Raw genomic sequence first — 22706 nt, 5'->3', positions numbered from 1 at the left:
GCAGTGCAGATGGCGTTCGCGAAAAGCCCGCCCCGTCCCGGGCTCCGGGCCCGGCGGACCCGTCAACCGTCCCGCATCGCAGACATATTCGTCTCACCATACGACACACCGGTGACACGCCCGCCCCCCGTCCTTACGATCGAACGCATGAAGCGACAGGCGGATCTCACGAAGCGGCGGGCAGTAGACCTGTGCCGCGTCGCCGCCATGCTCTGTCGCCCTGTCTGACCGAGGCCGCTTTTCCCTGGTTTGCCGGGCTCGTACCGCGCACATCCCGCGGGTTCGCCCCACTTTCCCCGCAAGCTGGGCCCGGCTTCGTATCGCCCCCGTGCAGCGCCGCGCGCATCCCCGTCGCCGCCTGCCGGTACGCCAATCCGCGTCACCGTGCACCATCCGTATCTGCCCCGGAGGAGAACAGCATGAGCCGCAGCGACGTCCTGGTGGACGCCGAGTGGGTCCAGGCCCGTATCGATGACCCGAAGACGGTCATCGTCGAGGTCGACGAGGACACGTCGGCCTACGACAAGAACCACATCAAGAACGCCATCCGGATCGACTGGAAGAAGGACCTCCAGGACCCGGTGCGCCGCGACTTCGTGGACCAGGCCGGCTTCGAGAAGCTGCTCTCCGAGAAGGGCATCGCCAACGACGACACCGTCGTCCTCTACGGCGGTAACAACAACTGGTTCGCGTCGTACGCCTACTGGTACTTCAAGCTGTACGGGCACCAGGACGTCAAGCTGCTCGACGGTGGCCGCAAGAAGTGGGAGCTGGACTCGCGCGACCTGGTCGCCGAGGTCCCCACCCGCCCGGCCACGGAGTACAAGGCCAAGCCGCAGGACAGCTCGATCCGCGCCTTCCGCGACGACGTCGTGGCCGCCATCGGCTCGCTCAACCTGGTCGACGTGCGCTCCCCCGACGAGTTCTCCGGCAAGCTGCTCGCCCCGGCCCACCTCCCGCAGGAGCAGTCGCAGCGCCCCGGCCACGTGCCCAGCGCCCGCAACATCCCGTGGTCCAAGGCCGCGAACGACGACGGCACGTTCAAGTCGGACGACGAGCTGAAGGCGCTCTACGAGGGCGAGGGCGTGGACCTGGCCAAGGACACCATCGCCTACTGCCGCATCGGTGAGCGCTCCGCCCACACCTGGTTCGTCCTGCACGAGCTGCTCGGCCAGAGCAACGTGAAGAACTACGACGGCTCCTGGACCGAGTACGGCTCGCTGGTCGGCGTGCCGATCGAGGTCGGCTCGGGCTCCTGAGCCCCCGGGCTCCCGGGCCCCTGGCCCCGCCCAGCCCTCCCCTCCTCCGGTCCCTCGCGACCTTCTCCCTCCCCGACGTAAGGACAGACACTCATGTGTGGAGCCCAGGCCGGCGGCCCCGACGCGGCGACCATCAAGCCCGGTGAGACCACCATCCAGGGCAGCGTGACCCGCGACGGCCAGCCCGTCACCGGTTACGTGCGCCTGCTGGACAGCACCGGCGAGTTCACCGCGGAGGTGCCCACCTCGGCCACCGGACAGTTCCGCTTCTACGCCGCCGAAGGCACCTGGACGCTGCGCGCCCTGGTGCCCGGCGCGACCGCCGACCGTACCGTCGTCGCCCAGCGGGGCGGCCTGGCGGAGGTCGCCATCACCGTCTGACGCGTGACGCGCCAGCGTGGCCGGAGGGCCGCACCCCAGGGGTTGGACGCCTTGTACTGGGGAGCGGCCCTCCGCGCGTGCGCGCACCGGGGCCGCGCGTGCGCGCGTCGAGGCTCTGGGTACGGGTCGGGACTTCGGCGCGCCTTCGGTGGCGCCGCCGGGGCATCGCGCTGCCCGCACGGGGGCGGGCAGCGCGACGGGCAGGGCCGGTGCGGGGCGGGGAAGTGTCCCCACACCGTCCAGGCCACACACCAGGTGCGGGCCCGACGACCAGTCGTACGCTGGAGGCATGTACGCCCGGCGGCGACGTGGCTACTTCCTCATGATGGGTGCGTGCCTGACGCTCTTCGTGTCGGCATGGGCCGTGGTCCGGCTGTGGTCCGTCCCGGTGGCGGTCGGCATGTGCGTGGTGGCCATGGTGATTCCGCCGGTCGCGGCGATCGTGGCCAACCGACGCGGCCCCGACGACCGGTGGTTCGACGAACCGGGCGCGCGGCCACCGGGCCAGCGCACCGACCCCGCGCCCGGCACCGCCCCCGATCTGGGCCTGTGGCCCGACCCCAGCCAGGACGCGGCCCCGCAGCCGCCGCCCCCGGACCCCGGCGCGCGCGGCGGCGCCTCCACCGAGCCCGGCGCCCGCACGGGCGACCCGCAGTCCGACGCGTGGTGGGACGAACTCGACGGCAAGCACCACCCGTAGCGCCCGGGGCGCGCCCGGGACGGGCCCCGCACTCAGTACGGGGCGCGCACTCAGTACACGAGCGCCTGCACGCCGTCCGGCATGACCTCGCTCACGAAGACCTGCGCGCCGGCGATGCGGGCGCCCGGGATGAGGTCGGACTCCTCGATGTCGCGGCGGGCCGCGCACTGCGTGCAGACGGTCAGCGCGCCGCCGCCGCTCAGGATGCCGTCGATCAGGTCGGGCAGCGGCGCCGCGTGCGGCAGCTCGAACTCGGCCGCCCGGCCCGGCAGCGCGAACCACGAGGACTCCCCGGTCAGCCACAGCGAGACCTCGACGCCGCTGGCCACGGCCACGGCCGCCACCGTGAACGCCTGCGAGCACCGCTCGGGCGCGTCCGCGCCCGCCGTCACCTTGATCACGAGCTTCTTCGCCATGGGCTCACTGTAGGCGCGCGCCCACCCCGCTCGCGCCGGGCGTCGGCGGGCGCGGCCGGGGGGCGGTGGACCTCACAGCGCCGGCCGTCGTGGCGCGGACTAGACTCGGGCTCGGTCCGTAACACCACACACTGTGTCCGAGGAGCGCGCTCGTGCTTGAGACAGTCTTCACCCTGCTGCTGGCCTTGATGGCCGTGCTCATCGCCGCCTTCGCGGGGCTCACCCTGTTCAAGCTGTACCAGGGCCAGCGCTGACGGACCCCTCCGCGCCCGCGCCGCCGCGCGGGCCCCTGCGGCAGTGCCCGGCTCTGAGCGGGCCAACGCGCCGTCTCCCGTCCTCACTACAGATCGCCTGAGCTCATGATCGAGATCCCGTCCGACCTTCACCCGGACCTCGTGCCCCTCGCCTTTCTCCTCGGTAACTGGGAGGGCGCGGGCGTCTTCGACTTCCCCGGCGCCGAGAAGTGCAACTTCGGGCAGGAGGCGACCTTCACGCACGACGGCCGCGACTTCATCGAGTACGTCTCGCACACCTGGGAGCTGGACTCCGAGGGCAAGAAGGTCCGCCCGCTGGAGACCGAGTCCGGGTACTGGCGGATCGACAAGGACCGCAAGGTCGAGGTCGTCATGATCCGCGACCAGGGCGTCGTGGAGATCTGGTACGGCGAACTGGCCGACCAGAAGCCGCAGATCGACCTGGTCACCGACGCCGTCGCGCGCACCGCCGCCGCCGGCCCGTACACGGGCGGCAAGCGGCTGTACGGATACGTCAAGAGCGACCTGATGTGGGTCGGCGAGAAGGCCACCCCCGAGGTTCCGCTGCGGCCGTACATGTCGGCGCACCTGAAGAAGGTCGTCGACCCGCGCGAGTGGGCCAAGGACCTCAAGGACCTGCCCGACGACGGCATCGCCTTCTTCCGGTAAGCCTGGCAGTCTCCTGTCGTAAGCCCGACAGCACCTCACCCCGGCCGCGTGCGGACCAGGCCGGCCGGGCACGCACCCGCTCCACAACTGCATACGCGCCCCGCGGGGGAAGTCCGGTGAGAGTCCGGCGCTGACCCGCAACGGTAGGCGGAGCCACGCATCCCCCGGGATGCGGGCACCGCGAGCCCGATCACCCGCGGCGGCGCATGTTCCAGGACTACTCGCCGCGGACTGCGAGGGGACGCACCCGGGGCCACGCCCCGGGCCACTCCTTCACCGTACGGTCGCGGCCCGAGGTGAAGGGGGAGCCCGCCGTGGCGACCACGACCGAGGATGCCGCCCCGCCGCGCGCGGGCCAGGGGCCCGGCGCGCCCGCGCCCCGGCGCCCCCCGCGCCGCCTACCACTGCTCCCGCTGATCGTCGCGCTCGTCGTCGCACTCCCCGTCTCGCTCGTGTGCGGCGTCGCCTTCGGCTCCGCCGGTCTCTCCTGGGGCGAGGTGACGCGGTACCTCGGCGCCGGGCTGACCGGCGGCACCATCGAGTCCGACGAGACCGCGGCGTACACCATCGTCTGGGAACTGCGGTTCCCCCGGGCGCTGCTGGCCGCCGTGGTCGGAGCGGGCCTCTCGGGCATCGGCGTGGCCGTGCAGGCCATGGTCCGCAACGCGCTGGCCGACCCGTTCGTGCTGGGCATCTCGTCGGGCGCGGCGGTCGGCGCCAACGCCGTGCTGCTGTTCGGGGCGCTCAGCGGGCTCGGCATCTGGGCGCTGTCCACCGCCGCGTTCGGCTCGGCGCTGGCCTCGATGGCCCTGGTGTACGCGGCGGCCCGCACCCCGCAGGGGCTGACCCCGCTGCGCCTGGTGCTGACCGGCACGGCCATGTACTACGGCTTCTCCGCCGTCACCACCCTGATGGTCTTCAGCGCCGAACACGGCGAGGCCGCGCGCTCGGCGATGATGTGGCTGCTCGGCAGCCTGGGCGGGGCGACCTGGGACTCGTTGCCGATCGCCACCGTCATGGTGGTCCTCGGCCTGACCCACCTGATGTACTCCGCGCGCCGGCTGAACGCCATGGCCATGGGCGACGAGACCGCGGCGGCGCTCGGCGTGGACGCCCGCAGGCTGCGCGGCGAGCTGTTCCTGTCCACGGCGGCCGTCACCGGCGCCGTCGTCGCCGTCAGCGGCGCGATCGGCTTCGTCGGCCTGATGGTGCCGCACTTCGCGCGGATGCTGGTCGGCGCCGACCACCGTCGGGTGCTCGCGGTCGCGCCGCTGCTCGGGGCGGTCCTCCTGGTGTGGGTGGACATCCTCTCGCGGGTGCTGCTCGCCCCCGTCGAACTGCCGGTCGGCGTGATCACCGCCGTGGTCGGCGTGCCCTGCTTCGTGCTGCTGATGCGGCGCCGCGGCTACACCTTCGGAGGCGCGTGATGCGCACCGCCCCCGCGCTCTTCACCGCCCCCGCGCCCCTCGCCATTCCCGCGCCCTTCACCGTTCCCGCGTCTCTCGCCGCCCCCTCGCCCGCTTCGTACCCCTACTCCGGAGGCGCCTGATGCGCATCGACATCGAGCACCTGTCGGTGCGGATCGGCGGCGCCGAGCTGGTGGCCGACGCCACCGTGCGGGCCGCCAGCGGGCAGGTGGTGGGGCTGGTCGGGCCGAACGGCAGCGGCAAGTCCACGCTGCTGCGCTGCGCGTACCGGGCGCTGCGGCCCAGCGCCGGGGCGGTGCTGGTGGACGGCGACGACCTGCACGCGCTGAGCCCGCGCGAGGGTGCGCGGCGGCTCGCGGCGCTGCCGCAGGAGTCGTCCAGCGAGTTCGACTTCACGGTCGGCGAGGTGGTGGCGATGGGTCGGATGCCGCACCAGAGCGCCACCGGGCGCGTCTCGGCGGCCGACGCGCGGGCCTGCACCGAGGCGCTGGCCACGGTCGGCGCGGGCCACCTGGTCGACCGAGGCTTCCTGACCCTGTCCGGCGGCGAGAAGCAGCGGGTGCTGATAGCCCGCGCACTGGCCCAACAGCCGCGCATCCTGGTCCTGGACGAGCCGACCAACCACCTGGACATCGCCCAGCAGCTTGAGGTGCTGGCCCTGCTCCGGGCCGCGCCGGGTCCGAAGGCCGAGCCGGGGCCCGGGCCGGGGGCCGCCGCACCGGGGCCCGGCGCCGAGCCGGGGGCCGTCGCTCCGGCGGGGGCCGCGGCGACCGCCACAGCCGTCGAGAGCGGCCCCACCGGCGGCCTGACCGTCCTCACCGCGCTGCACGACCTGAACCTCGCGGCCCAACACTGCGACCTGCTGTACGTCATCGCGCACGGCCGCATCGTCACCTCCGGCCCGCCGCACGAGGTGCTGACGCCGACGCTGCTCGCCGAGGTGTTCCAGGTCCGCGGCCACCAGGTGCGGCACCCGGTGAGCGGCGCGCTGCAACTCCTCTTCGACCGCCTCCCCCACCAGTCCGCCACCACCGTCCCCGCCACCCGCTGAGGAAGTGCCCCGTGCGCATCACCCGCCTCCGTACCCCCGCCACCGTCGCCGCGTCCCTCGCCCTGGTCCTCACCGTCGCCGGTTGTGGCGCGAGCGTCTCCGACGACAAGGACAAGCGGGACGAGAACGCCACCGCCGCCGGCGGCAAGGGCGGCCACTACCCGGTCACCATCACCAACTGCGGCACCGAGACGACGTACGACAAGGCCCCCGAGCGCGTGGTCACCAACGACGTCGGCATCACCGAGATCATGTTCGCGCTCGGCCTGGCGGACCGGATGGCCGGCTACGTCATGCCCGACGACAAGGGCGACCTGGACGCGGTGCCGTACAAGGACGCGTACGACAAGGTGCCCTGGCTCTCCAAGCGGGAGATCAACCGGGAACTGGTCCTCGACGCCAGGGCGGACCTGGTCTTCGCCGGGTGGAACTACGGGTTCCGCGAGTCGGAGGGGTTCACCCCGGCCGCGTTGAAGAAGCTCGGCGTCGGCTCGTACCTGCTCACCGAGTCCTGCCGGAACGGCGTCGGCAAGGCGCGCGGCGTGATGTCCCCGCTCGACGCGCTCTACACCGACCTGCGCACCCTCGGGAAGATCTTCGACGTGGAGGAGCGGGCCGAGAAGCTGGTGCGCGACTACCAGCGACAGATCGCCGACGCGGCGGCCAGGGCGCCGAAGGAGCGGCCGACGGTCTTCCTGTACGACGACGGGCGGGACAAGCCGTTCACCTCGGGCAGGTACGCCGGGCCGCACGACATCATCACCAAGGCGGGCGGCGACCACGTCATGAAGGACCTCAAGGACAGTTGGGTCACGGTCGGCTGGGAGACCGTGGTCGAGCGCGACCCCGAGGTGATCGTGATCAACGACTACGGGGACACCAGCGCCGCGCAGAAGAGGAAGTTCCTGCTCGACTACCCGCCGCTGGCCGGCGTCTCGGCGATCAGGAACAAGCGCATCTTCACCCTCGACTACGCGGACCTCGTGGAGAGCCCGCGCAACGCGGCGGCCGTCACCGCGCTCGGCGACTACCTGCGGTCGGTACGACGCGACGGAAACCGTCCGAGGTAAGGGAGACCTAAGTCACTTACACTGGCGGCGTGGCGACCACCGACTGGAAGAGCAACCTGCGGGCGCGCGGCTACCGACTGACCCCGCAGCGCCAGCTCGTGCTGGAGGCCGTGGACACCCTGGAGCACGCCACCCCCGACGACATCCTCACCGAGGTGCGCCGGACGGCGAGCGGGGTGAACATCTCCACCGTCTACCGCACCCTGGACCTCCTGGAGGAGCTGGGCCTGATCAGCCATGCCCACCTGGGGCACGGCTCGCCGACGTACCACGTGGCGGCGCGCCACCACCACCTGCACCTGGTGTGCCGGGACTGCACCGACGTGCTGGAGGCTGATCAGGCCATCGCCGAGACGTTCACCCGCCAGTTGCGGGAGAGCTTCGGCTTCGACACCGATTTGAAGCACTTCGCGATCTTCGGGCGATGTGCGAAGTGCACGGGCGGCGGGGAAGCCGGCGAGGAGCCGACGGCGGCGCCGTAGGCTGGGGGCATGCTGCGACAATCACCCGCCAGTCCGTTGCTGTCGCTCCCCGGCGCCGTACCGGCGGAGGGTCCGGACGAAGGGGTCGCCGGTCACTACGGCGACCTGTTCCGCGAACAGCGCACCCTCGCCGACGGCTCCGGCTTCGTCGACCTCTCCCACCGGGGCGTGGTCACCGTCACCGGCGACGACCGGCTGAGCTGGCTGCACCTGCTGCTCACCCAACACGTCAGCGAACTGCCCGTCGGGCACGCCACCGAGTCGCTGATCCTGTCCGCGAACGGCCACATCGAGCACGCGCTGTACCTGGTGGACGACGGCACGACGGTCTGGGCCCACGTGGAGCCCGGCACCCAGACCGAGCTGATCGCCTACCTGGAGAGCATGAAGTTCTTCTACCGGGTGGAAGTGAGCGACCGCACCGAGGAGTTCGCCGTCGTCCACCTGCCCGCGGGCTCCATCGCCGAGGTCCCGGACGGCGCGGCGGTACGCGAGACCGCGCACGGCCGCGACGTGTTCCTGCCCCGCGGCGAGCTGGCCTCGTTCGCGGACGCGCACGGCCCGGCGATCGGCGTGCTGGCCCACGAGGCGCTGCGCGTGGAGGCCCACCGCCCGCGGCTCGGCCTGGAGACCGACCACCGGACGATCCCGCACGAGCTGGGCTGGATCGGCACGGCGGTGCACCTGCAGAAGGGCTGCTACCGAGGCCAGGAAACCGTCGCCCGCGTCCACAACCTGGGCAAGCCCCCGCGCCGCCTGGTCTTCCTGCACCTGGACGGCAGCGAGGTCCACCTCCCCCCACACGGCACCCCGATCCGCCTCGCCTCCGACGGCCCCGACGGCCGCCAACTCGGCTTCATCACCACCTCGGCCCGCCACCACGAACTGGGCCCCATCGCCCTGGCCCTGGTCAAGCGCAACGTCCCCCTGGACGCCACCCTGCTGGCCGGCACGACGGCGGCGGCGCAGGAGGCGGTGGTCGAGCCGTAGCCCCTGGCGGGGGCGGCGATGGGGGCGCCGCCCCCTCAGACCTCCACCAGCACCGTGAACGGCCCGTCGTTCGTCAGGGACACCTTCATGTCGGCGCCGAAGCGGCCCGTCTCGACGTGGGCGCCCAACTGGCGCAGGGCCGCGATCACCTCGTCGACCAGGGGTTCGGCCACATCGCCGGGGGCGGCGGCGTTCCAGGTGGGGCGGCGGCCCTTGCGGGCGTCGCCGTAGAGCGTGAACTGGCTGATGACCAGGAGCGGGGCGCCCGTGTCCGAGCAGGACTTCTCGCCGTCCAGGATGCGCACCGACCAGAGCTTGCGGGCCAGTTGCGCGGCCTTGGCCGGGGTGTCGTCGTGGGTCACGCCGATCAGGACGCACAGCCCCTCGCCGACGATCTCCCCCACCGTCTCGCCACCCACGGTGACGCTGGCCCCGTCGACCCTCTGTATCACAGCACGCATGTGCACCATGATGCCCTGCCGCCATCTGGGCTGTTCGGGTGTTCCACCGGTGCGGACGGACCGCACAGAGTGGCACGATGCGTGCAGGCGGTGCGTTATGTGGACAACGCGACCAGCTCGCGCACCGTTTGAGGGGACGGAAACGCATGATTACACCCGGCGCCGGGCAGTCTCCCGGCTCCGTACCAACCGCTCGGTCGTCGTCCGCGACGAGCCCGGGGAGCCCCGCCCACCCGCCGCGGCCGGCACGTGCCGTGGCGGAGCCGGCGCCGGACGCCTGGTTCGGCGGGACGGTCGACGTGCCGCACACGCGCTCGCACAGCGGGCGCCCCGGACATCTGGCGGAGGCGACCGCGACCGTGTTGGCCCTGGACGGACTGCGCCTGGCCGAACTGCGCGCGCTGCGCCGCAGCTCGCAGGCGGAGGAGGCGGACCTGAGCTACGTACGCCGGCTGCTCCAGGGCCGGATCGACATCATCCGCGCCGAGCTGGCGCACCGCGCGGCGCCCAGCGCGCCGGCCCCGGTGGCCGACCCGCCGCGCACGGTGGTGGACCGGCTCTCGGAGATCCTGACCGACGGGCCGACCCGGTACCGCTCGTCCGCCCGGCACGTGACGCTGGGCGCGCCGCGCAGCGGCCCGTACCGGGAACTGGCCGAGGAGATGCTGGCCGAGGTCGAGCTGTCGGACCTGCGGGCCAGGACGGACGAGGAGCTGGACCGGGCGATGGGCCGGCTCACCGCCTACGAGCAGCGGGTCTCCGGGCGGCGGCAGCAGTTGCAGCGGACGGCGGACGATTGCGGGGCCGAGATCACCCGCAGGTACCGTGAGGGGGAAGCGCAAGTCGACGACCTGCTCCCGTGAGTGCCCGGGGAGGTCGCACCCCCCGCCCGCACCACCGACCAGGAAGCAGGAAGGCCGACGATGTCCTCCGCCCCCTCCTCTCCCTCCGCCGCCGCTGACCCCGCTCAGCCGGCCGCCATACCCCCGGTCCTCGCCGAGGTCGTACGCTCCGGCTTCGTCGAGGGCCGACACCGCGGCTCGCTCGTGGTGCTCGACGCCGACGGCGGCGTGGCCTGGTCCCTCGGGACGGTGGACGCGCCGGTCTTCCCTCGGTCGACCAACAAGCCGATGCAGGCGGCGGCCGTGTTGCGGGCCGGCCTCGACCTGGCCGGCGAGCGGCTGGCGCTCGCGGCGGCCAGCCACTCGGGCGAGGGCTTCCACCGGGACCTGGTGCACCGGATGCTGGCCGAGGCCGAGTTGCCGCCGGGCGCCCTGCGGACCCCGCCCGACCTGCCGCTCGACCCGGTCGAGGCGGAGGCGTACCTGGCCTCGGGGCAGGTCAGGGACCGCGTCACGATGAACTGCTCGGGCAAGCACACCGCCATGCTCGCGGCCTGCGCGCTGAACGGCTGGCCGCTGGAGACGTACCTGGAGCCCGAGCACCCGCTCCAGCGCCTGGTGCGGCAGGTGGTGGAGGAGACCAGCGGTGAGCGGGTGACGCGGGAGGGTGTCGACGGGTGCGGGGCCCCGCTGCTCGCGATCTCGCTGACCGGCCTGGCCCGCGCGTTCCGCTCGTTCGTGCGCGCGGAGCCCGGGACGCCGGAGCGGCGGGTCGCGGACGCGATGCGGGCGCACCCGGAGTACGTGGCGGGTACCCGCCGCGCGGACACCTGGTTGATGCGCGAGGTGCCCGGGACGCTGGCCAAGATGGGCGCCGAGGCGGTGCAGGCGGTGGCGCTGCCGGACGGGCGGGCGCTGGCGTTCAAGCTCGACGACGGCGGCACCCGGGCCCTTGGCCCCGTGCTGGCGCGGGTGCTGGCCCGGATGGGCGTGGACGCGCCGGTCGTCGCCCGGATCGCGGACGCCCCGCTGCTCGGTGGCGGCGAGCGGGTCGGCGAGGTACGAGCGGCCTTCTGAGGCTCCTGGGAAATCCCGGTGCACCGGGGGCCGCGGATACCTAGCGTGCTCCCATGGCCCTAGACATTCGCACCATCACCGACGCCGAAGTCCCCGACTGGCTCCGCGCCTGCAACACCGGTTTCCTCCTCGACCCCGTGATCAGTGAGGAGGAGGTGGAACTGCGCCGGTCCGGCCTGAACCTGGACCGTACGCAGGGCGCCTTCGACGACGGCCGGTGCGTGGGTTGCTTCCGCAGCTTCGCCCAGGAACTGACCGCGGTGGGTGGCGCGCCGGTGCCGGCCACCGCGGTCACCAACGTCAGCATCGTCCCCACGCACCGCCGCCGCGGCCTGCTCACCGAGATGATGGGCCGCGACCTGCGCGCCGCCAAGGAGCGCGGCGACGCGGTGGCCACGCTGTTGGCGGCGGAGTACCCGATCTACGGGCGGTACGGCTTCGGCCCCGCCACCTGGACCACCCGGTGGACGGTGGACATCGCCCGGGCCGGCCTGAACGCGGGCTACGCCAGGCCCGGGGACGCCCCGCTGGTCTCGGGCAAGGGGCGGGCGGCGCGGATCGCGGACCCGGGCGGGCGGGTGGACCTGGTCGACGCGGCGGAGATGCTGGTCGAGGGGCCGGCCCTGCACGACCGGCTGCGGGCCGAACGGCACGGGATGGTCAGCCGCAGCGAGCGGGTGTGGCGCCTGGAGACCGGCGACCTACGCTACCCGAGCACCCAGTGGACGGAGCCGTTCCACGCGCTGTACCGGGGGCCCGACGGCACCGTCGAGGGCCTGCTCACGTACACGATCGACCAGCACTGGGCCGCGAAGATGCCGGAGAACACGGCCCGGGTGCGCTCGCTGCTGGCCACCACGCCGGCGGCGGAGAGCGCGCTGTGGTACTTCCTGTTCTCGGTGGACTGGGTGGTCCGGGTCGACACCTGGTACCGCGCGCCGGACGACGTGCTGCCGCTGCTGCTCGGCGACCCGCGGGCGGCCGTGCCGCAGGCCCAGGCGGACTGGGTGTGGATACGCCCGCTGGACGTGCCCCATCTGATGCGGGCCCGCACCTACCCGGTCGAGGGCTCGCTGGTGCTCGACCTGCACGACGCGGCGGGCCTGGCCGGCGGGCGCTTCGCGCTGGAGGCCGGCCCCGACGGCGCGAGCTGCGTGCCGACCAGCCGCGACGCGGACCTCAGCATGGACATCGGCGAACTCGGAACGCTGTGGCTCGGCGACGAGTCGCCCACCCGGCTGGTCAGCCTCGGCCGCGTCGAGGAACATCGCGCGGGCGCCGCGGCGCGGGCCGACGCGCTGCTGCGGGCCGGGCGCCGCCCGTGGTGCCCGGACTCGTTCTGACACCCCTCCTGTGGGGCGGGCGGGACAGGCTCTGCTGGGTCCCGGCCCCGGCCCGGCCCCGGCCTCGCCGGACGGGCCGGGGCCGGGCGAGCGGCCGGGGTCCAACCTCACCGAGCCGGGGCCGCCCGGCATCGAGCCCCGCCCGGCACGCCGCGCCGTCCGCCCGCTCGTCAGACCGCGTCGTCGCAGCCCGTGCAGCACTCGTACTCCTGCACGGCGGCAGCCGGCACGGTGGCAGCCGGCATGGTGGCGGTGCGCGCGCCGGCGCTCTGCTCCGCGGCGACCGTACGCCGGGGCGCCGCCCGCCGTCCCCGCGCGCCACCGGCCGACCCACCGGCGGCCGACCCGCCAGCGGACGCGGCGGTCTGCTCCGGCTCGTCGGTCAGCAGTCGGCGCGGGCCGTTGCCCTCGGCGCCGAGTTGGTCGTACGGGTTGGCCAGCGCGCAGCGGTCGATGGACAGGCAGCCGCAGCCGATGCAGTCGGTGAGGTGGTCGCGGAGCTTCTCCAGTTGCCGGATGCGCGCGTTGAGGTCCGCCTGCCAGCACTGCGACACCTGCGCCCAGTCGTCGCGGTCGGGCGTGCGTTCCTCGGGGAGCAGTCCGAGAACGTCGCGGATGGTCGCGAGCGGGATGCCGACGCGCTGCGAGACCCGTACGAAGGCGACCCGGCGCAGCGTGTCCCGGGCGAACCGGCGCTGGTTGCCGCTGGTACGACGGCTCCGGATGAGCCCCTGTCGCTCGTAGAAGCGCAGCGCGGACGCGGGCACGCCGCTGCGCTCGGACAGCTCGCCGACGGTGAGTTCGTAGCGGTTCTTGGAAAGTTGCGTCATGTCACCCACCGTAGCTTGACTTCAACCATTGTTTAAGTCAGAGGCTCTGTGTATCGGCACCGAGGCGGGCGGTTCGCCCCCGCACCGGACCGAGCCCGGCCGCGCACCGTCGCGGCCGGGCGGCTGCCGCCATCCCGTACGGCCCGCGCCACGACCGGCCGTGCGCCACCCGCACGTTCACCTCCGAAGGAGAGCCTCCATGTCCGCTTCCACCCTCCGCCTCGCCATCATCGTCGGCAGCAACCGAGGTGGCCGTTTCGCGCCGGTCGTCGCCCGGTGGATCACCGAGCAGGCCCGCCAACACGGTGGCCTGGAGGTCGACGTCATCGACCTGGCCGACATCGCGCTGCCCACCTCGCTGCCCGCGTACGGGCAGGGGCCCGACCCGGATACGGCCGCCGAGTTGGCGAAGCTGACGCCCGGCCTCGCCGCGGCGGACGCGTTCCTCGTGGTGACCCCGGAGTACAACCACAGCTACCCCGCCTCGCTGAAGAACGCCATCGACTGGCACCACGCCGAGTGGCAGGCCAAGCCGGTCGGCTTCGTGAGCTACGGCGGGGTCTCCGGCGGGTTGCGCGCCGTGGAGCACCTGCGCGGCGTCTTCGCCGAGGTGCACTCGGTCACCGTCCGCGAGACCGTCAGCTTCACCATGGCCGGTGAACTCTTCGATGGTGAGGGCGAGTTGAGGACCCCGGAGCTGCCCAACGCCGCCGCCAAGCGCCTGCTCGACCAGCTCGTCTGGTGGGGCCGCGCGCTGCGCAACGCGAAGGAGGAGTTTCCGTACGGGGCGTGACGGGTGCCCCCGGCACCCGCACAGACGGACGGGCCCGCGGCCGAACCCCCTCCCCGGGGGCGCCCCTTCCGGGGAGCGGCGCGGGCCCACGTCGGCGTGGCGGACGGACGGTTACGGCGCGGCCCGACACGCCGGCGGGCCGACGCGCCCGGGCCGACACCCCTACGAACCGTTACGCCGCCGGGCGGCCGAGCACCTCGGCCAGGCGCTCGATGCCGTCGGTGCCGTTCCCCTCGTCGATGGCCCGCTGCGCCACCGCCCGCGCGGCCCGCAGCACCCCGGTGTCCATGCCGCGGTCGTCGGCCGCGTGGATGACGTGGTCGATGCCGGCCGCCACGGAGATGATGTGCGAGTCGTCGCCCGGGTAGACGCCGTCGTCCACGTTGCCCGCGAGCAGATCCATGATGGGCGGCAGGATGTCCAGGATTCCGCGGGCGAACGGCGCGAGGTCGCGCGCCGCGACGTCCTCCTTCTTACCCAGCGCGAACGCGTGCATCAGCCCGCTCACCGAGGTCCAGAAGAAGTCGAGCAGCGCGACGTCGTACGCCGCCGCGCGGCCGTAGTCCGCACCCTGGTAGGTGGCCGTGCCGCCGAGGCTGGCGAACGTCGCGCGATGCGTCTCGTACAGCGCCTCCGGGCCGCTGAACAGGAAGACGGCGTCCGGCGTGCCGATGGTGACGGTCGGGGTGAGGATCGTGCCGTCGAGGTAGTCGGCGCCCCGCTCGGTGGCCCAGGTGGCGGCGGCGCGGGCCCGGTCGGGCGAGTCGGCGGTGAGGTTCACCAGCGTGCGGCCCTTGATGGCGTCGCCCGCGGCCTCCAGGATGCTGCCCGAGGCGGCGTAGTCGATCACGCAGATGACCACCAGCTCACTCGCCGCGACCGCCTCCGCGGGCGTGCTCGCGGCCGTCGCGCCCTGGGCGACCAGCTCGTCGGCCTTGCCCTCGGTCCGGTTCCACACCGTGGTCGGGTGGCCGGCCGCGACGAACGCCGAGGCCAGCGCCCGCCCCATCGGCCCGAGCCCGAGCACGGTGACGGGGGCGGGCGCGGGGGTGGGGTTGCTCGCGGCGGCGTCGGTGGCGGTGGTGGTGGTGGTGACGGCGTCGGCGGCGGGCGTTTCGGGCGATGCGGACATGGCGGCGCTCCTTGGGTGGGTACGGGGTTGGCGGGTGGGTGGATCAGTGGACCGGTGGGTGGGGTGGCCGGTCGTGGGGTGGTCGGTGGGTGGCTGGTGGGTGGGGCGGGGCACGGGGATGGAACAGGTCGGCGTCGTGGCGCGTTGCGTGGGAGACGGGCCACGGTGAGGTGGGGATGAGCGAACAACCGCTGACCAAGAAGAACCGGCCGTACGTGTGCGGCCTCGACGCCGCCGTCGATGTCATCGACGGCAAGTGGAAGGTCCTGATCCTGTGGGCCCTCCACGACCAGCCGCGCCGCTTCGGCGAGACCAAGCGGTTGCTGCCGGGCATCAGCGAGAAGGTGCTGGCCCAGCAGCTCAGGGAGTTGGAGGCGGACGGCGTCGTGCACCGTGAGGTGTACGACGAGGTGCCCCCGAAGGTGGAGTACTCCCTCACCGACTCGGGCCTGGCGCTCAACGCGGCGCTCGGCCCGCTCGGCGCCTGGGGCACGCGCCGGATGACGGAGCTGGGCATCCCCTACCCCTCGCCCGCGCACCAGGCGGCGTGCTGACGCCTCGTCAGCGGCGCGGCGGAGCCGAACGGTTGACGTGTGGGGTTGGGTTAGCGGGGTGAGTGAGTGGGTGGGTGGGGTGGGTTACGGGGTTGAGTGACGGGGTTGCGTGGTGGTGTGGACTGATGGGTGGGCCGGCCGGGCACGGACGGGGGTCCTCACCCGCGCTGGCCCGGCCCTCTCAGCCTCTCCCGGCCGCTCGGGGGTGACAAGTACGTACAAAAAGGTGAGTGCTTACCTTGGAGTCACCGAGGGCCCCACTCCCCCGCGCGACCCGCACCCACCCGTCGCCGCCCCACTCCGGGCGGGGCGCGCCGCCAGCTCACGGCGCCCGCTCACGGTGCCGGCTCCCCCACCGACTCCCCCGCCAGGTCGTCGTCGCCGTACAGGTCGGTGATCCGCGCGGCGGTCGCGGCCAGCACGGCGCGGACCTCGGGTGGGTCGAGCACCTCCACGTCCGTGCCGAACTGGAGGAGTTGGCGGGCCGCGCCCACCACCGTGTACCCGATCTCGACCGTGACCCACTCGTCGTACGCGTCGCCCATGTCGTGCGCGTCGCCCACGTCGGCCGCTGAGGCCCCGACCGCCGAGGCCCCGTCCGCCGGGTCGCTGCGCTCCGCGTCGGCGCCCACGGGGGCGTCCGCCTGGGCGTCCCCGCGCGCGTCCGGGGCCGGGGCCGGGCCCTGCCGGTCAGGGCCCGGTTCGGGCAGCACCTCGACGCGGGTGGCGAGGAGTGAGCCGACGATGCGTACGAGCATGTCGAGGCGTGACCTGCGCACCCGGGCCCGTACGCGGACGGCCACCGGGCGTTCCTCCACCTCGCGGCGCAGGGACTCCCAGGCGTCGGCCAGTTCCACGCCCGGCCTGCGGCGCGCGGGGGCGTCGGTGACGGTCGCGGTGGCGATGCGGTCGGCGCGGAAGAGTCGCGGGGTGCCGCCACGGTCGGCCACCAGGTACCAGGTGCCGGCCTTGGCGACGAGCCCGTACGGGTCGACGGTGTAGGTGTGTGAGCGGGTCGCGCCGCTGTGCCGGTAGCGCAGCCGCAGTCGGCGGTCGGTGAACACGGCCGTCTCCAGCGCCTCCAGGTCAACCGTCGGGCGGGGCCCGGACATCCAGCGGTCGGGGTCGATGAGGATGCGACGGCTGGCGAGTTCGGCGGTGGGGCGGTGCGGCGCGGGCAGCGCCACCATCACCTTGCGCAGCGCGGACCTGAGCGCGCCGTCCAGGCCCAGCGCGCTGTGACTGCCCGGCGCGGTGAGCGCGAACAGGGCCCTGGCCTCGTGCGAGGTGAGCCCGGTGACGTCGGTGCGGTAGCCGGGGAGCAGGGAGATGCCGCCGTGTCGGCCGCGCTCGGCGTAGACCGGGACGCCGGCGGCGGACAGCGACTCGACGTCGCGGTAGATGGTGCGCACCGAGACCTCCAGTCGCTCGGCCAGTTCGGCCGCCGGGACCCGGGCCCGGGTCTGGAGCAGCAGCAGGATCGACAGCAGACGGTCCGACTTCATGCGCCGAGTTTCGCAGGCCGGCGGGGAAAACCTGACGGCACCTGTCAGGTGAGTGCGACAGCCTCCGTCGGGAGATCGGCGGTGCGCGCGACGGCGCGGCCGTGGTGCGGTGCGCCGCGCCCGCCCGGCCGCGCGCCGGCGCCGCCGGTCGCGCGATGACCGTGGTGACACCGAACGGAGAGAGCCCCCCGTGAGCCAGCAGAACGCAGTGCCCGACCCGCGCCCCCAGTACGAGCGCGCCGCCGACCAGATGGCCGCCCTGATCGACGCCGTGAGCCCGGACCGGTTGGGCGCCCCGACGCCGTGCGCCGAGTTCGACGTGCGGGCGCTCCTCGGGCACATGGTGCGGGGCACCCACGGCGCGGCCGAGCTGGGTGCCACGGCCGCCAGGACGGGAGCGGCCGGCGCGCCCGAGGGCCTGTCCGAGGGGTCGGACGCCGCGGTCGACGTGCCGGACGACGGCTGGGCCACGGCGTACGCGCGGGCGCGGGCCGAACTCGCCGCGGCCTGGGCGGATGACGCCGCGCTCGCGGCCCCGGTGCGGATGCCGTGGGGCGAGGTACCGGGGCGGGGCGTGTTGGCGGCGCACGTGCTGGACGTCGTCGCGCACGCGTGGGACCTGGCCCGGGCGCTGGGCGACCGCCGCCCGCTCGACCCGGAGTTGGCGCGGGTCGAGCTGGCCGGGGCGCGCCAGATGCTGCCGGCGGAGCGGCGGGGCGGGCCGGTGCCGTTCGGGCCGGTGCGGCCGGCGCCCGAAGGCGCGGACGCGTATGAGGAGTTGGCGGCCTGGCTCGGCCGTGACGCGTCCTGGACCGCCCCGGGCGCCCGGACGGCCGCCGACGCGGCGGCGGCAGCGGGCGCGCGGACGCTGGACGCCGCCGTCGACGCGCTGGCCGCCCTGGTCCGGGGGCCCGTCCTGCGGCCCGGCGACGCGGCGTACGACGTGGAGCGCGCCACCTTCAACAGCGCGGTGGCGCACCGGCCCGCCGTGCTCGCCGGGGTGGCGGACGCCGCCGACGTGAGCGCCGTGGTGGCCTTCGCCGGGGCCCGTGGGCTGCCGGTCGCCGTGCAGTCCACCGGCCACGGCCAGGCGCTCGCCAGCGCCGACGGCGTGCTGGTCACCACCCGCCGGCTGCGCGGGGTCCATGTGGACCCCGCCGCGGCGACCGCCTGGATCGGCGCGGGCGAGCGCTGGGGCGCGGTGGTGGCCGCGGCGGCGGAGCACGGCCTCGCGCCGCTGAACGGCTCGGCCCCGCACGTCGGCGTCGTCGGCTACCTCCTCGGCGGCGGCATCAGCCTGCTCGCCCGCAGCCACGGCTTCGCCGCCGACCGGGTGCGCGCCATCGAGGTGGTCACGCCCGACGCGGTGCTGCGCCGGGTCACCGCGACGAGCGAGCCCGACCTGTACTGGGCGCTGCTCGGCGGCCGGGACAACTTCGGCGTCGTCACCCGGGTGGAGGTCGAACTCGTCCCGGTGGCGCGGCTGTACGGCGGCGGGCTGTACTTCGACGGGGCCACCCAGGGCGAGGCCGTGCTGCGCGCCTACCGGGACTGGTCGGCCGGCCTGCCCGAGGCGCTGACCTCGTCCATCGCGTTCTTCCCGGCCCCCGACGCGCCCACCGTGCCCGAGCCGCTGCGCGGCCGGCTCGTGGCGCACGTCCGGGTGGTGCACACCGGCTCCGCCGAGGAGGGCGAACGCCTGGTGGAACCGTTGCGCGCGATCGGGCCGCGGCTGATCGACACCGTCGCCGAGATGCCGTACGCCGCGTGCGCCAGCATCTTCAACGAGCCGGCCGACCCGATGCCGTACCACGGGGAGACCGTGCTGCTCAGCGAGCTGACCCCGCGCACCCTGGAGGCGATCCTCGACGTGACCCGGCCGGGCGGGGTGCCGTGCATCGCGGAGGTGCGCCACCTGGGCGGGGCGCTGGCCCGCCGTGGGGAGGCCCCCAACGCGATCGGCCTGCGCGACGCCGCGTACCTGCTCGGCGTGCTCTCGCCGCTGCGCGGGCCGCTGACCCGCGACGTCGTGCGCCCGGTGCACGAGCGCCTGCTCACGGCCGCCGCGCCGGTCACCGTCGGCCGCTCGCTGCCGTTCATGGGCCCGAGCGGCGAGCGCGCGCCGGGCGCGGGCCCGGAGGCGGCCGGGGAGACGGCCGGGGAGACGGCCGGGGAGACGGCGGCGGACACAGCCGAGGAGGCGGTCCGCAGCGCGTACGAGGCGGAGGACTACGCGCGGTTGCGCGCCCTCAAGGCGACGTACGACCCGCACAACCTGTTCCGCCACAACCACAACATCCGCCCGGCGTAGCGGGGCGGCTGGCCGGGTGGGGGTTGGGACCCCGGCCCCGGCCAGCCGGGGACCGGGGTGGGCCGGCGGGCGGGGGCCGTGTTCGGGCCCCCGCCTCACCGGGCCCAGGTCGCCAGGGCGGCGCCGACGGCCACGGCAGCGGCGAGGACGCCCGTGGCCAGGGCGATGTGGCAGGTGAGGAGTCGGTGGCGCAGTTGGGCGTACCGCGCCTCGTACTCCCCGCGCAGCTCCTCGATCCGGCGGACCGTCACGCCGAGCATCTGCCGGGTGAGCGCGAGGCGCCGGCTGACGTAGTGCCGCACCAGGTCGTCCGTCTGCGCGCTGGTCAGCCACGGCAGCTCGGCGCAGAGCGCCTGGGCCTCGCGCCGGGCCTCGGCGTGGTGGGCGTGGGCCATCAGGAAGCCCTCCGCCTCGGTGGCGAGCGCCGTGGCCTCCTCGCGGCGGGAGGTCCAGGACCGGCCGCGCGTCACGACCGGTCGCCCTTGTGGCCGTCGGGGTCCAGGATGTCGCGCTGCCCGGTGGTCTCCGCCTGGTCCAGCTTGGTCACGTCGGGGTGGTGCAGGTCGAAGGCGGGGGACTCGGAGCGGATCTTGGGCAGGGTGACGAAGTTGTGCCGGGGCGGCGGGCAGGAGGTGGCCCACTCCAACGAGCGCCCGTACCCCCACGGGTCGTCGACCCGCACCCGCTCCCCCTTCTTGGCGGTCTTCCACACGTTGTAGAGGAACGGGAGCGTGGACAGGCCCAGGAGGAAGGCGCCGATGGAGGAGACGGTGTTCAGGGCGGTGAACCCGTCCGCCGCCAGGTAGTCGGCGTAACGGCGCGGCATGCCCTCGGCGCCCAGCCAGTGCTGGACCAGGAACGTGGCGTGGAAGCCGGTGAACAGCGTCCAGAAGTGCACCTTCTCCAGCCGGGTGTCGAGCATGGTGCCCGTCATCTTCGGCCACCAGAAGCTGAACCCGCCGAACATGGCGAAGACGATCGTGCCGAAGAGGACGTAGTGGAAGTGCGCGATCACGAAGTAGCTGTCCGTCACGTGGAAGTCCATCGGCGGCGAGGCCAGGATGACCCCCGTCAGGCCGCCGAAGAGGAAGGTGACGAGGAAGCCGACCGCCCACAGCATCGGTGGCTCGAACGACAGCGAGCCCTTCCACATCGTGCCGATCCAGTTGAAGAACTTCACGCCCGTCGGGACGGCGATGAGGAAGCTCATGAAGGAGAAGAACGGCAGCAGTACGGCGCCCGTCGCGAACATGTGGTGGGCCCATACGGTGACGGACAGTCCGGTGATGGCGATGGTGGCGCCGATCAGGCCCATGTAGCCGAAGATCGGTTTGCGCGCGAACACCGGGATGATCTCGCTGATCACCCCGAAGAACGGCAGCGCCAGGATGTAGACCTCGGGGTGACCGAAGAACCAGAACAGGTGCTGCCACAGGAGCGACCCGCCGTTCGCGGGGTCGAACACGTGTGACCCGAAGCGCCGGTCGGCCTCGAGCACCAGCAGGGCCGCCGCGAGCACGGGGAAGGCCAGCAACACCAGGATCGAGGTGAGCAGCACGTTCCAGGTGAAGATCGGCATCCGGAACATCGTCATCCCCGGCCCGCGCATGCAGACGATGGTGGTGATGAAGTTGACCGCGCCGAGGATCGTGCCGAACCCCGACAGCGCCAACCCCATGATCCACATGTCGCCCCCGACGGAGGGGGTCCGCACGGGTCCGCTCAGCGGCGTGTAGGCCGTCCATCCGAAGTCGGCGGCGCCCTGCGGCATGAGGAAGCTGCTCAGGACGATCAGCCCGCCGAAGAGGAACAGCCAGTACGACAGCATGTTCAGCCGGGGGAAGGCGACGTCGGGCGAGCCGATCTGCAACGGCATGATCGCGTTGGCGAAGCCGGCGAAGGTGGGGGTGGCGAACAGCAGCAGCATCAGCGTCCCGTGCATGGTGAACGCCTGGTTGTACTGCTCGTTGGACATGAGCTGCAGGCCCGGTCTGGCCAGCTCCGCGCGGATCGCCATGGCCAGCGCCCCGGCGATGACGAAGAAGAAGAATGAGGTGATCAGGTAGAGGTGGCCGATCTTCTTGTGATCGGTCGTGCTGAGCCACGAGACGATCACCTGCCCCGTGCCGCGCCGCCCCTCCGCCGCCGGGACGGGAGCGACGGGTTCCGTTGTACGTGTCGTCATCGAGATCCTCAATCTCCAGCGCGTGAGAGCCGCGCGGGTGCGCGGACGGCTCCTGAGGGACGTCGGGCCACGTGTAGCCAGCCGCGGGGAAACTAGTCCGTCTTCGCGCGGTTTTCGGGCCCACCTCGCGCACCTCGCTGAGAAGGGGCCCGGACGAGTGACGCGCCGCTTCCCCCATGGGCCGCATCGGGGCGCGCTGACGAGTGGTGTGCGCCGCCCGGAGCTGGCGGGGCGACCGCCGCGCGGGGCGATTGTCAGAGGGGGGTGCGACGCTGTTCGTCGGAAGTCAGCGGCGGGCGCGGTGTCCTGCCGACCGACACGAGGGAGACCGACGATGACCAGCGCGCACACCTCTCAGGACGGCAGCGGAGGGGCCCCGGCCCGGGTCACGGACGTGCGGCTGCGCGCCGTGGAGCGGGCGGACCTGGAGCTGTTCTTCGCCTTCGAGCAGGACCCGGAGGCGGCGCGGCGGGCGGTCTTCCCGTCCCGGGAGCGGGAGCGGTTCATGACGCACTGGGAGAACCGCGTGCTGGGCGACCCGACGGGGATCCAGCGGACGGTGGTCGCGGACGGCGAGGTCGCGGGCAACATCGTGTGCTGGGAGGACGAGGGCCGGCGCCTGGTCGGCTACTGGTTCGGCCGCTCCTTCTGGGGCCGTGGCGTCGGCACCCGCGCCCTGTCCCAGTTCCTCGACCTGGTGGAGCACCGCCCGCTGTACGCCGACCCGTTCGCGAGCAACGAGGCGTCGGTCCGCCTCCTGGAGCGCTGCGGCTTCCGCCACATACCCGACCCCGGCCCGGAGCACCATCTGGAGCCGGGCCAGGTGCTGCTGGTGCTGGAGGGGTAAGGCGGGCGCGGGGTGGGGGTGGGCGGGGGCCGGAGCGGGCGGGTGCGGCAGGGTCGCCGCTCGGCTCACCACCTGCCGCCCGGTCCGCCGCCCGCCGCTCGGCCCAGCCCGCCACCCGGTCCGCCGG

General features: G+C 73.6%; 23 protein-coding genes. 16 read left to right on the top strand and 7 right to left on the bottom strand.

Annotation, left to right across the window (positions count from 1 at the left end):
• The first annotated feature begins 419 nt into the window (after nucleotides 1–419).
• From AC3CHW_RS19535 to AC3CHW_RS19525, 3 genes are all read left to right on the top strand, one after another.
• Entirely contained in the window at nucleotides 420–1259 is an 840-nt protein-coding gene (locus AC3CHW_RS19535; RefSeq protein ID WP_387600859.1) for a sulfurtransferase, read from the top strand.
• A 93-nt stretch (nucleotides 1260–1352) separates the two neighbouring features.
• A complete protein-coding gene (locus AC3CHW_RS19530; protein WP_176162378.1) occupies nucleotides 1353–1640 on the top strand; it encodes a DUF1416 domain-containing protein in 288 nt (95 codons plus the stop codon).
• A gap of 289 nt (nucleotides 1641–1929) precedes the next feature.
• Nucleotides 1930–2340, top strand: coding sequence for a DUF3099 domain-containing protein (locus AC3CHW_RS19525; RefSeq protein ID WP_488467299.1), 411 nt, complete (start codon nucleotides 1930–1932; stop codon nucleotides 2338–2340).
• A gap of 50 nt (nucleotides 2341–2390) precedes the next feature.
• Here AC3CHW_RS19525 and AC3CHW_RS19520 read toward each other — a convergent pair whose 3' ends face one another.
• Nucleotides 2391–2756 carry a DsrE family protein gene (locus AC3CHW_RS19520; protein ID WP_176162380.1) on the bottom strand — a complete coding sequence of 122 codons (366 nt, stop codon included), beginning with the start codon at nucleotides 2754–2756 and terminating at the stop codon, nucleotides 2391–2393.
• 359 nt (nucleotides 2757–3115) lie between these two features.
• Here AC3CHW_RS19520 and AC3CHW_RS19515 point away from each other — a divergent pair, with 359 nt between their 5' ends.
• The 6 genes from AC3CHW_RS19515 (at nucleotide 3116) to ygfZ (ending at nucleotide 8699) form a co-directional block, all read left to right on the top strand.
• The gene (locus tag AC3CHW_RS19515) at nucleotides 3116–3679 is read left to right on the top strand and encodes a heme-binding beta-barrel domain-containing protein (RefSeq protein ID WP_176162381.1); all 564 of its coding nucleotides are present in this window, start codon (nucleotides 3116–3118) and stop codon (nucleotides 3677–3679) included.
• Nucleotides 3680–4083: 404 nt separating this feature from the next.
• Nucleotides 4084–5106 (top strand): FecCD family ABC transporter permease, encoded by a 1023-nt coding sequence (locus tag AC3CHW_RS19510; RefSeq protein WP_488471108.1) that lies wholly within the window; start codon nucleotides 4084–4086, stop codon nucleotides 5104–5106.
• A 121-nt stretch (nucleotides 5107–5227) separates the two neighbouring features.
• Nucleotides 5228–6157, top strand: a complete 930-nt coding sequence (locus tag AC3CHW_RS19505) for an ABC transporter ATP-binding protein (RefSeq protein WP_488467298.1) — start codon at nucleotides 5228–5230, stop codon at nucleotides 6155–6157.
• A 17-nt stretch (nucleotides 6158–6174) separates the two neighbouring features.
• Nucleotides 6175–7227 (top strand): ABC transporter substrate-binding protein, encoded by a 1053-nt coding sequence (locus AC3CHW_RS19500; protein ID WP_488471107.1) that lies wholly within the window; start codon nucleotides 6175–6177, stop codon nucleotides 7225–7227.
• Nucleotides 7228–7256: 29 nt separating this feature from the next.
• The gene (locus AC3CHW_RS19495; protein WP_187064266.1) at nucleotides 7257–7709 is read left to right on the top strand and encodes a Fur family transcriptional regulator; all 453 of its coding nucleotides are present in this window, start codon (nucleotides 7257–7259) and stop codon (nucleotides 7707–7709) included.
• Between the two features lie 9 nt (nucleotides 7710–7718).
• The gene (gene ygfZ, locus AC3CHW_RS19490; RefSeq protein ID WP_459248926.1) at nucleotides 7719–8699 is read left to right on the top strand and encodes a CAF17-like 4Fe-4S cluster assembly/insertion protein YgfZ; all 981 of its coding nucleotides are present in this window, start codon (nucleotides 7719–7721) and stop codon (nucleotides 8697–8699) included.
• A 35-nt stretch (nucleotides 8700–8734) separates the two neighbouring features.
• Here ygfZ and dtd read toward each other — a convergent pair whose 3' ends face one another.
• Nucleotides 8735–9160: a D-aminoacyl-tRNA deacylase gene (dtd, locus tag AC3CHW_RS19485; RefSeq protein WP_488467297.1), complete on the bottom strand. Its 426-nt coding sequence runs from the start codon at nucleotides 9158–9160 to the stop codon at nucleotides 8735–8737.
• A 146-nt stretch (nucleotides 9161–9306) separates the two neighbouring features.
• Here dtd and AC3CHW_RS19480 point away from each other — a divergent pair, with 146 nt between their 5' ends.
• Genes AC3CHW_RS19480 through AC3CHW_RS19470 form a run of 3 tightly spaced genes read left to right on the top strand, consistent with a single transcriptional unit; the run spans nucleotide 9307 to nucleotide 12422 of the window.
• On the top strand, nucleotides 9307–10023 hold the full coding sequence (locus AC3CHW_RS19480; RefSeq protein ID WP_459248928.1) for an RsiG family protein: 717 nt from the start codon (nucleotides 9307–9309) through the stop codon (nucleotides 10021–10023).
• Between the two features lie 60 nt (nucleotides 10024–10083).
• Nucleotides 10084–11079, top strand: coding sequence for an asparaginase (locus tag AC3CHW_RS19475; protein WP_488467296.1), 996 nt, complete (start codon nucleotides 10084–10086; stop codon nucleotides 11077–11079).
• Nucleotides 11080–11132: 53 nt separating this feature from the next.
• Nucleotides 11133–12422 (top strand): GNAT family N-acetyltransferase, encoded by a 1290-nt coding sequence (locus AC3CHW_RS19470; RefSeq protein ID WP_488467295.1) that lies wholly within the window; start codon nucleotides 11133–11135, stop codon nucleotides 12420–12422.
• A gap of 170 nt (nucleotides 12423–12592) precedes the next feature.
• Here the strand turns inward: AC3CHW_RS19470 and soxR are convergent, their stop codons facing one another.
• The gene (gene soxR, locus AC3CHW_RS19465; protein ID WP_488467294.1) at nucleotides 12593–13252 is read right to left on the bottom strand and encodes a redox-sensitive transcriptional activator SoxR; all 660 of its coding nucleotides are present in this window, start codon (nucleotides 13250–13252) and stop codon (nucleotides 12593–12595) included.
• 199 nt (nucleotides 13253–13451) lie between these two features.
• On the opposite strand from soxR, the gene AC3CHW_RS19460 reads away from it, so the two are divergent.
• Nucleotides 13452–14045, top strand: a complete 594-nt coding sequence (locus tag AC3CHW_RS19460) for an NADPH-dependent FMN reductase (RefSeq protein WP_488467293.1) — start codon at nucleotides 13452–13454, stop codon at nucleotides 14043–14045.
• 172 nt (nucleotides 14046–14217) lie between these two features.
• On the opposite strand, the gene AC3CHW_RS19455 is transcribed toward AC3CHW_RS19460, so the two are convergent.
• Nucleotides 14218–15177, bottom strand: a complete 960-nt coding sequence (locus AC3CHW_RS19455) for an NAD(P)-dependent oxidoreductase (RefSeq protein WP_488467292.1) — start codon at nucleotides 15175–15177, stop codon at nucleotides 14218–14220.
• 176 nt (nucleotides 15178–15353) lie between these two features.
• Between AC3CHW_RS19455 and AC3CHW_RS19450 the strand changes: the two genes are divergently transcribed.
• Nucleotides 15354–15731 carry a winged helix-turn-helix transcriptional regulator gene (locus AC3CHW_RS19450; protein WP_398607678.1) on the top strand — a complete coding sequence of 126 codons (378 nt, stop codon included), beginning with the start codon at nucleotides 15354–15356 and terminating at the stop codon, nucleotides 15729–15731.
• A gap of 335 nt (nucleotides 15732–16066) precedes the next feature.
• On the opposite strand, the gene AC3CHW_RS19445 is transcribed toward AC3CHW_RS19450, so the two are convergent.
• Nucleotides 16067–17236, bottom strand: a complete 1170-nt coding sequence (locus tag AC3CHW_RS19445) for a helix-turn-helix transcriptional regulator (protein ID WP_488467291.1) — start codon at nucleotides 17234–17236, stop codon at nucleotides 16067–16069.
• Between the two features lie 190 nt (nucleotides 17237–17426).
• Between AC3CHW_RS19445 and AC3CHW_RS19440 the strand changes: the two genes are divergently transcribed.
• Nucleotides 17427–19547 (top strand): TIGR03086 family metal-binding protein, encoded by a 2121-nt coding sequence (locus AC3CHW_RS19440; RefSeq protein WP_488467290.1) that lies wholly within the window; start codon nucleotides 17427–17429, stop codon nucleotides 19545–19547.
• Between the two features lie 95 nt (nucleotides 19548–19642).
• Here AC3CHW_RS19440 and AC3CHW_RS19435 read toward each other — a convergent pair whose 3' ends face one another.
• The gene (locus AC3CHW_RS19435; RefSeq protein ID WP_398607681.1) at nucleotides 19643–20017 is read right to left on the bottom strand and encodes a hypothetical protein; all 375 of its coding nucleotides are present in this window, start codon (nucleotides 20015–20017) and stop codon (nucleotides 19643–19645) included.
• Nucleotides 20014–21732, bottom strand: coding sequence for an aa3-type cytochrome oxidase subunit I (ctaD, locus tag AC3CHW_RS19430; RefSeq protein ID WP_398607682.1), 1719 nt, complete (start codon nucleotides 21730–21732; stop codon nucleotides 20014–20016). The genes AC3CHW_RS19435 and ctaD overlap by 4 nt, the downstream gene beginning before the upstream one ends.
• A gap of 334 nt (nucleotides 21733–22066) precedes the next feature.
• Here ctaD and AC3CHW_RS19425 point away from each other — a divergent pair, with 334 nt between their 5' ends.
• Nucleotides 22067–22579 carry a GNAT family N-acetyltransferase gene (locus AC3CHW_RS19425; protein ID WP_488467289.1) on the top strand — a complete coding sequence of 171 codons (513 nt, stop codon included), beginning with the start codon at nucleotides 22067–22069 and terminating at the stop codon, nucleotides 22577–22579.
• The last annotated feature ends 127 nt before the right edge of the window (nucleotides 22580–22706 follow it).

It is taken from the genome of Streptomyces sp. MGP-BFMKR1 (genome assembly GCF_057766585.1).
This window is presented reverse-complemented; position numbering and strand designations above follow the sequence as displayed.

What these genes read in the sequence shown, in the direction of transcription:
- AC3CHW_RS19535 (WP_387600859.1), top strand. Translation starts at nt 420, where the DNA reads ATGAGCCGCAGCGACGTCCTGGTGGACGCCGAGTGGGTCCAGGCCCGT.
- AC3CHW_RS19530 (WP_176162378.1), top strand. Translation starts at nt 1,353, where the DNA reads ATGTGTGGAGCCCAGGCCGGCGGCCCCGACGCGGCGACCATCAAGCCC.
- AC3CHW_RS19525 (WP_488467299.1), top strand. Translation starts at nt 1,930, where the DNA reads ATGTACGCCCGGCGGCGACGTGGCTACTTCCTCATGATGGGTGCGTGC.
- AC3CHW_RS19520 (WP_176162380.1), bottom strand. Translation starts at nt 2,756, where the DNA reads ATGGCGAAGAAGCTCGTGATCAAGGTGACGGCGGGCGCGGACGCGCCC.
- AC3CHW_RS19515 (WP_176162381.1), top strand. Translation starts at nt 3,116, where the DNA reads ATGATCGAGATCCCGTCCGACCTTCACCCGGACCTCGTGCCCCTCGCC.
- AC3CHW_RS19505 (WP_488467298.1), top strand. Translation starts at nt 5,228, where the DNA reads ATGCGCATCGACATCGAGCACCTGTCGGTGCGGATCGGCGGCGCCGAG.
- ygfZ (WP_459248926.1), top strand. Translation starts at nt 7,719, where the DNA reads ATGCTGCGACAATCACCCGCCAGTCCGTTGCTGTCGCTCCCCGGCGCC.
- dtd (WP_488467297.1), bottom strand. Translation starts at nt 9,160, where the DNA reads ATGCGTGCTGTGATACAGAGGGTCGACGGGGCCAGCGTCACCGTGGGT.
- AC3CHW_RS19480 (WP_459248928.1), top strand. Translation starts at nt 9,307, where the DNA reads ATGATTACACCCGGCGCCGGGCAGTCTCCCGGCTCCGTACCAACCGCT.
- AC3CHW_RS19475 (WP_488467296.1), top strand. Translation starts at nt 10,084, where the DNA reads ATGTCCTCCGCCCCCTCCTCTCCCTCCGCCGCCGCTGACCCCGCTCAG.
- AC3CHW_RS19470 (WP_488467295.1), top strand. Translation starts at nt 11,133, where the DNA reads ATGGCCCTAGACATTCGCACCATCACCGACGCCGAAGTCCCCGACTGG.
- soxR (WP_488467294.1), bottom strand. Translation starts at nt 13,252, where the DNA reads ATGACGCAACTTTCCAAGAACCGCTACGAACTCACCGTCGGCGAGCTG.
- AC3CHW_RS19460 (WP_488467293.1), top strand. Translation starts at nt 13,452, where the DNA reads ATGTCCGCTTCCACCCTCCGCCTCGCCATCATCGTCGGCAGCAACCGA.
- AC3CHW_RS19455 (WP_488467292.1), bottom strand. Translation starts at nt 15,177, where the DNA reads ATGTCCGCATCGCCCGAAACGCCCGCCGCCGACGCCGTCACCACCACC.
- AC3CHW_RS19450 (WP_398607678.1), top strand. Translation starts at nt 15,354, where the DNA reads ATGAGCGAACAACCGCTGACCAAGAAGAACCGGCCGTACGTGTGCGGC.
- AC3CHW_RS19445 (WP_488467291.1), bottom strand. Translation starts at nt 17,236, where the DNA reads ATGAAGTCGGACCGTCTGCTGTCGATCCTGCTGCTGCTCCAGACCCGG.
- ctaD (WP_398607682.1), bottom strand. Translation starts at nt 21,732, where the DNA reads ATGACGACACGTACAACGGAACCCGTCGCTCCCGTCCCGGCGGCGGAG.
- AC3CHW_RS19425 (WP_488467289.1), top strand. Translation starts at nt 22,067, where the DNA reads ATGACCAGCGCGCACACCTCTCAGGACGGCAGCGGAGGGGCCCCGGCC.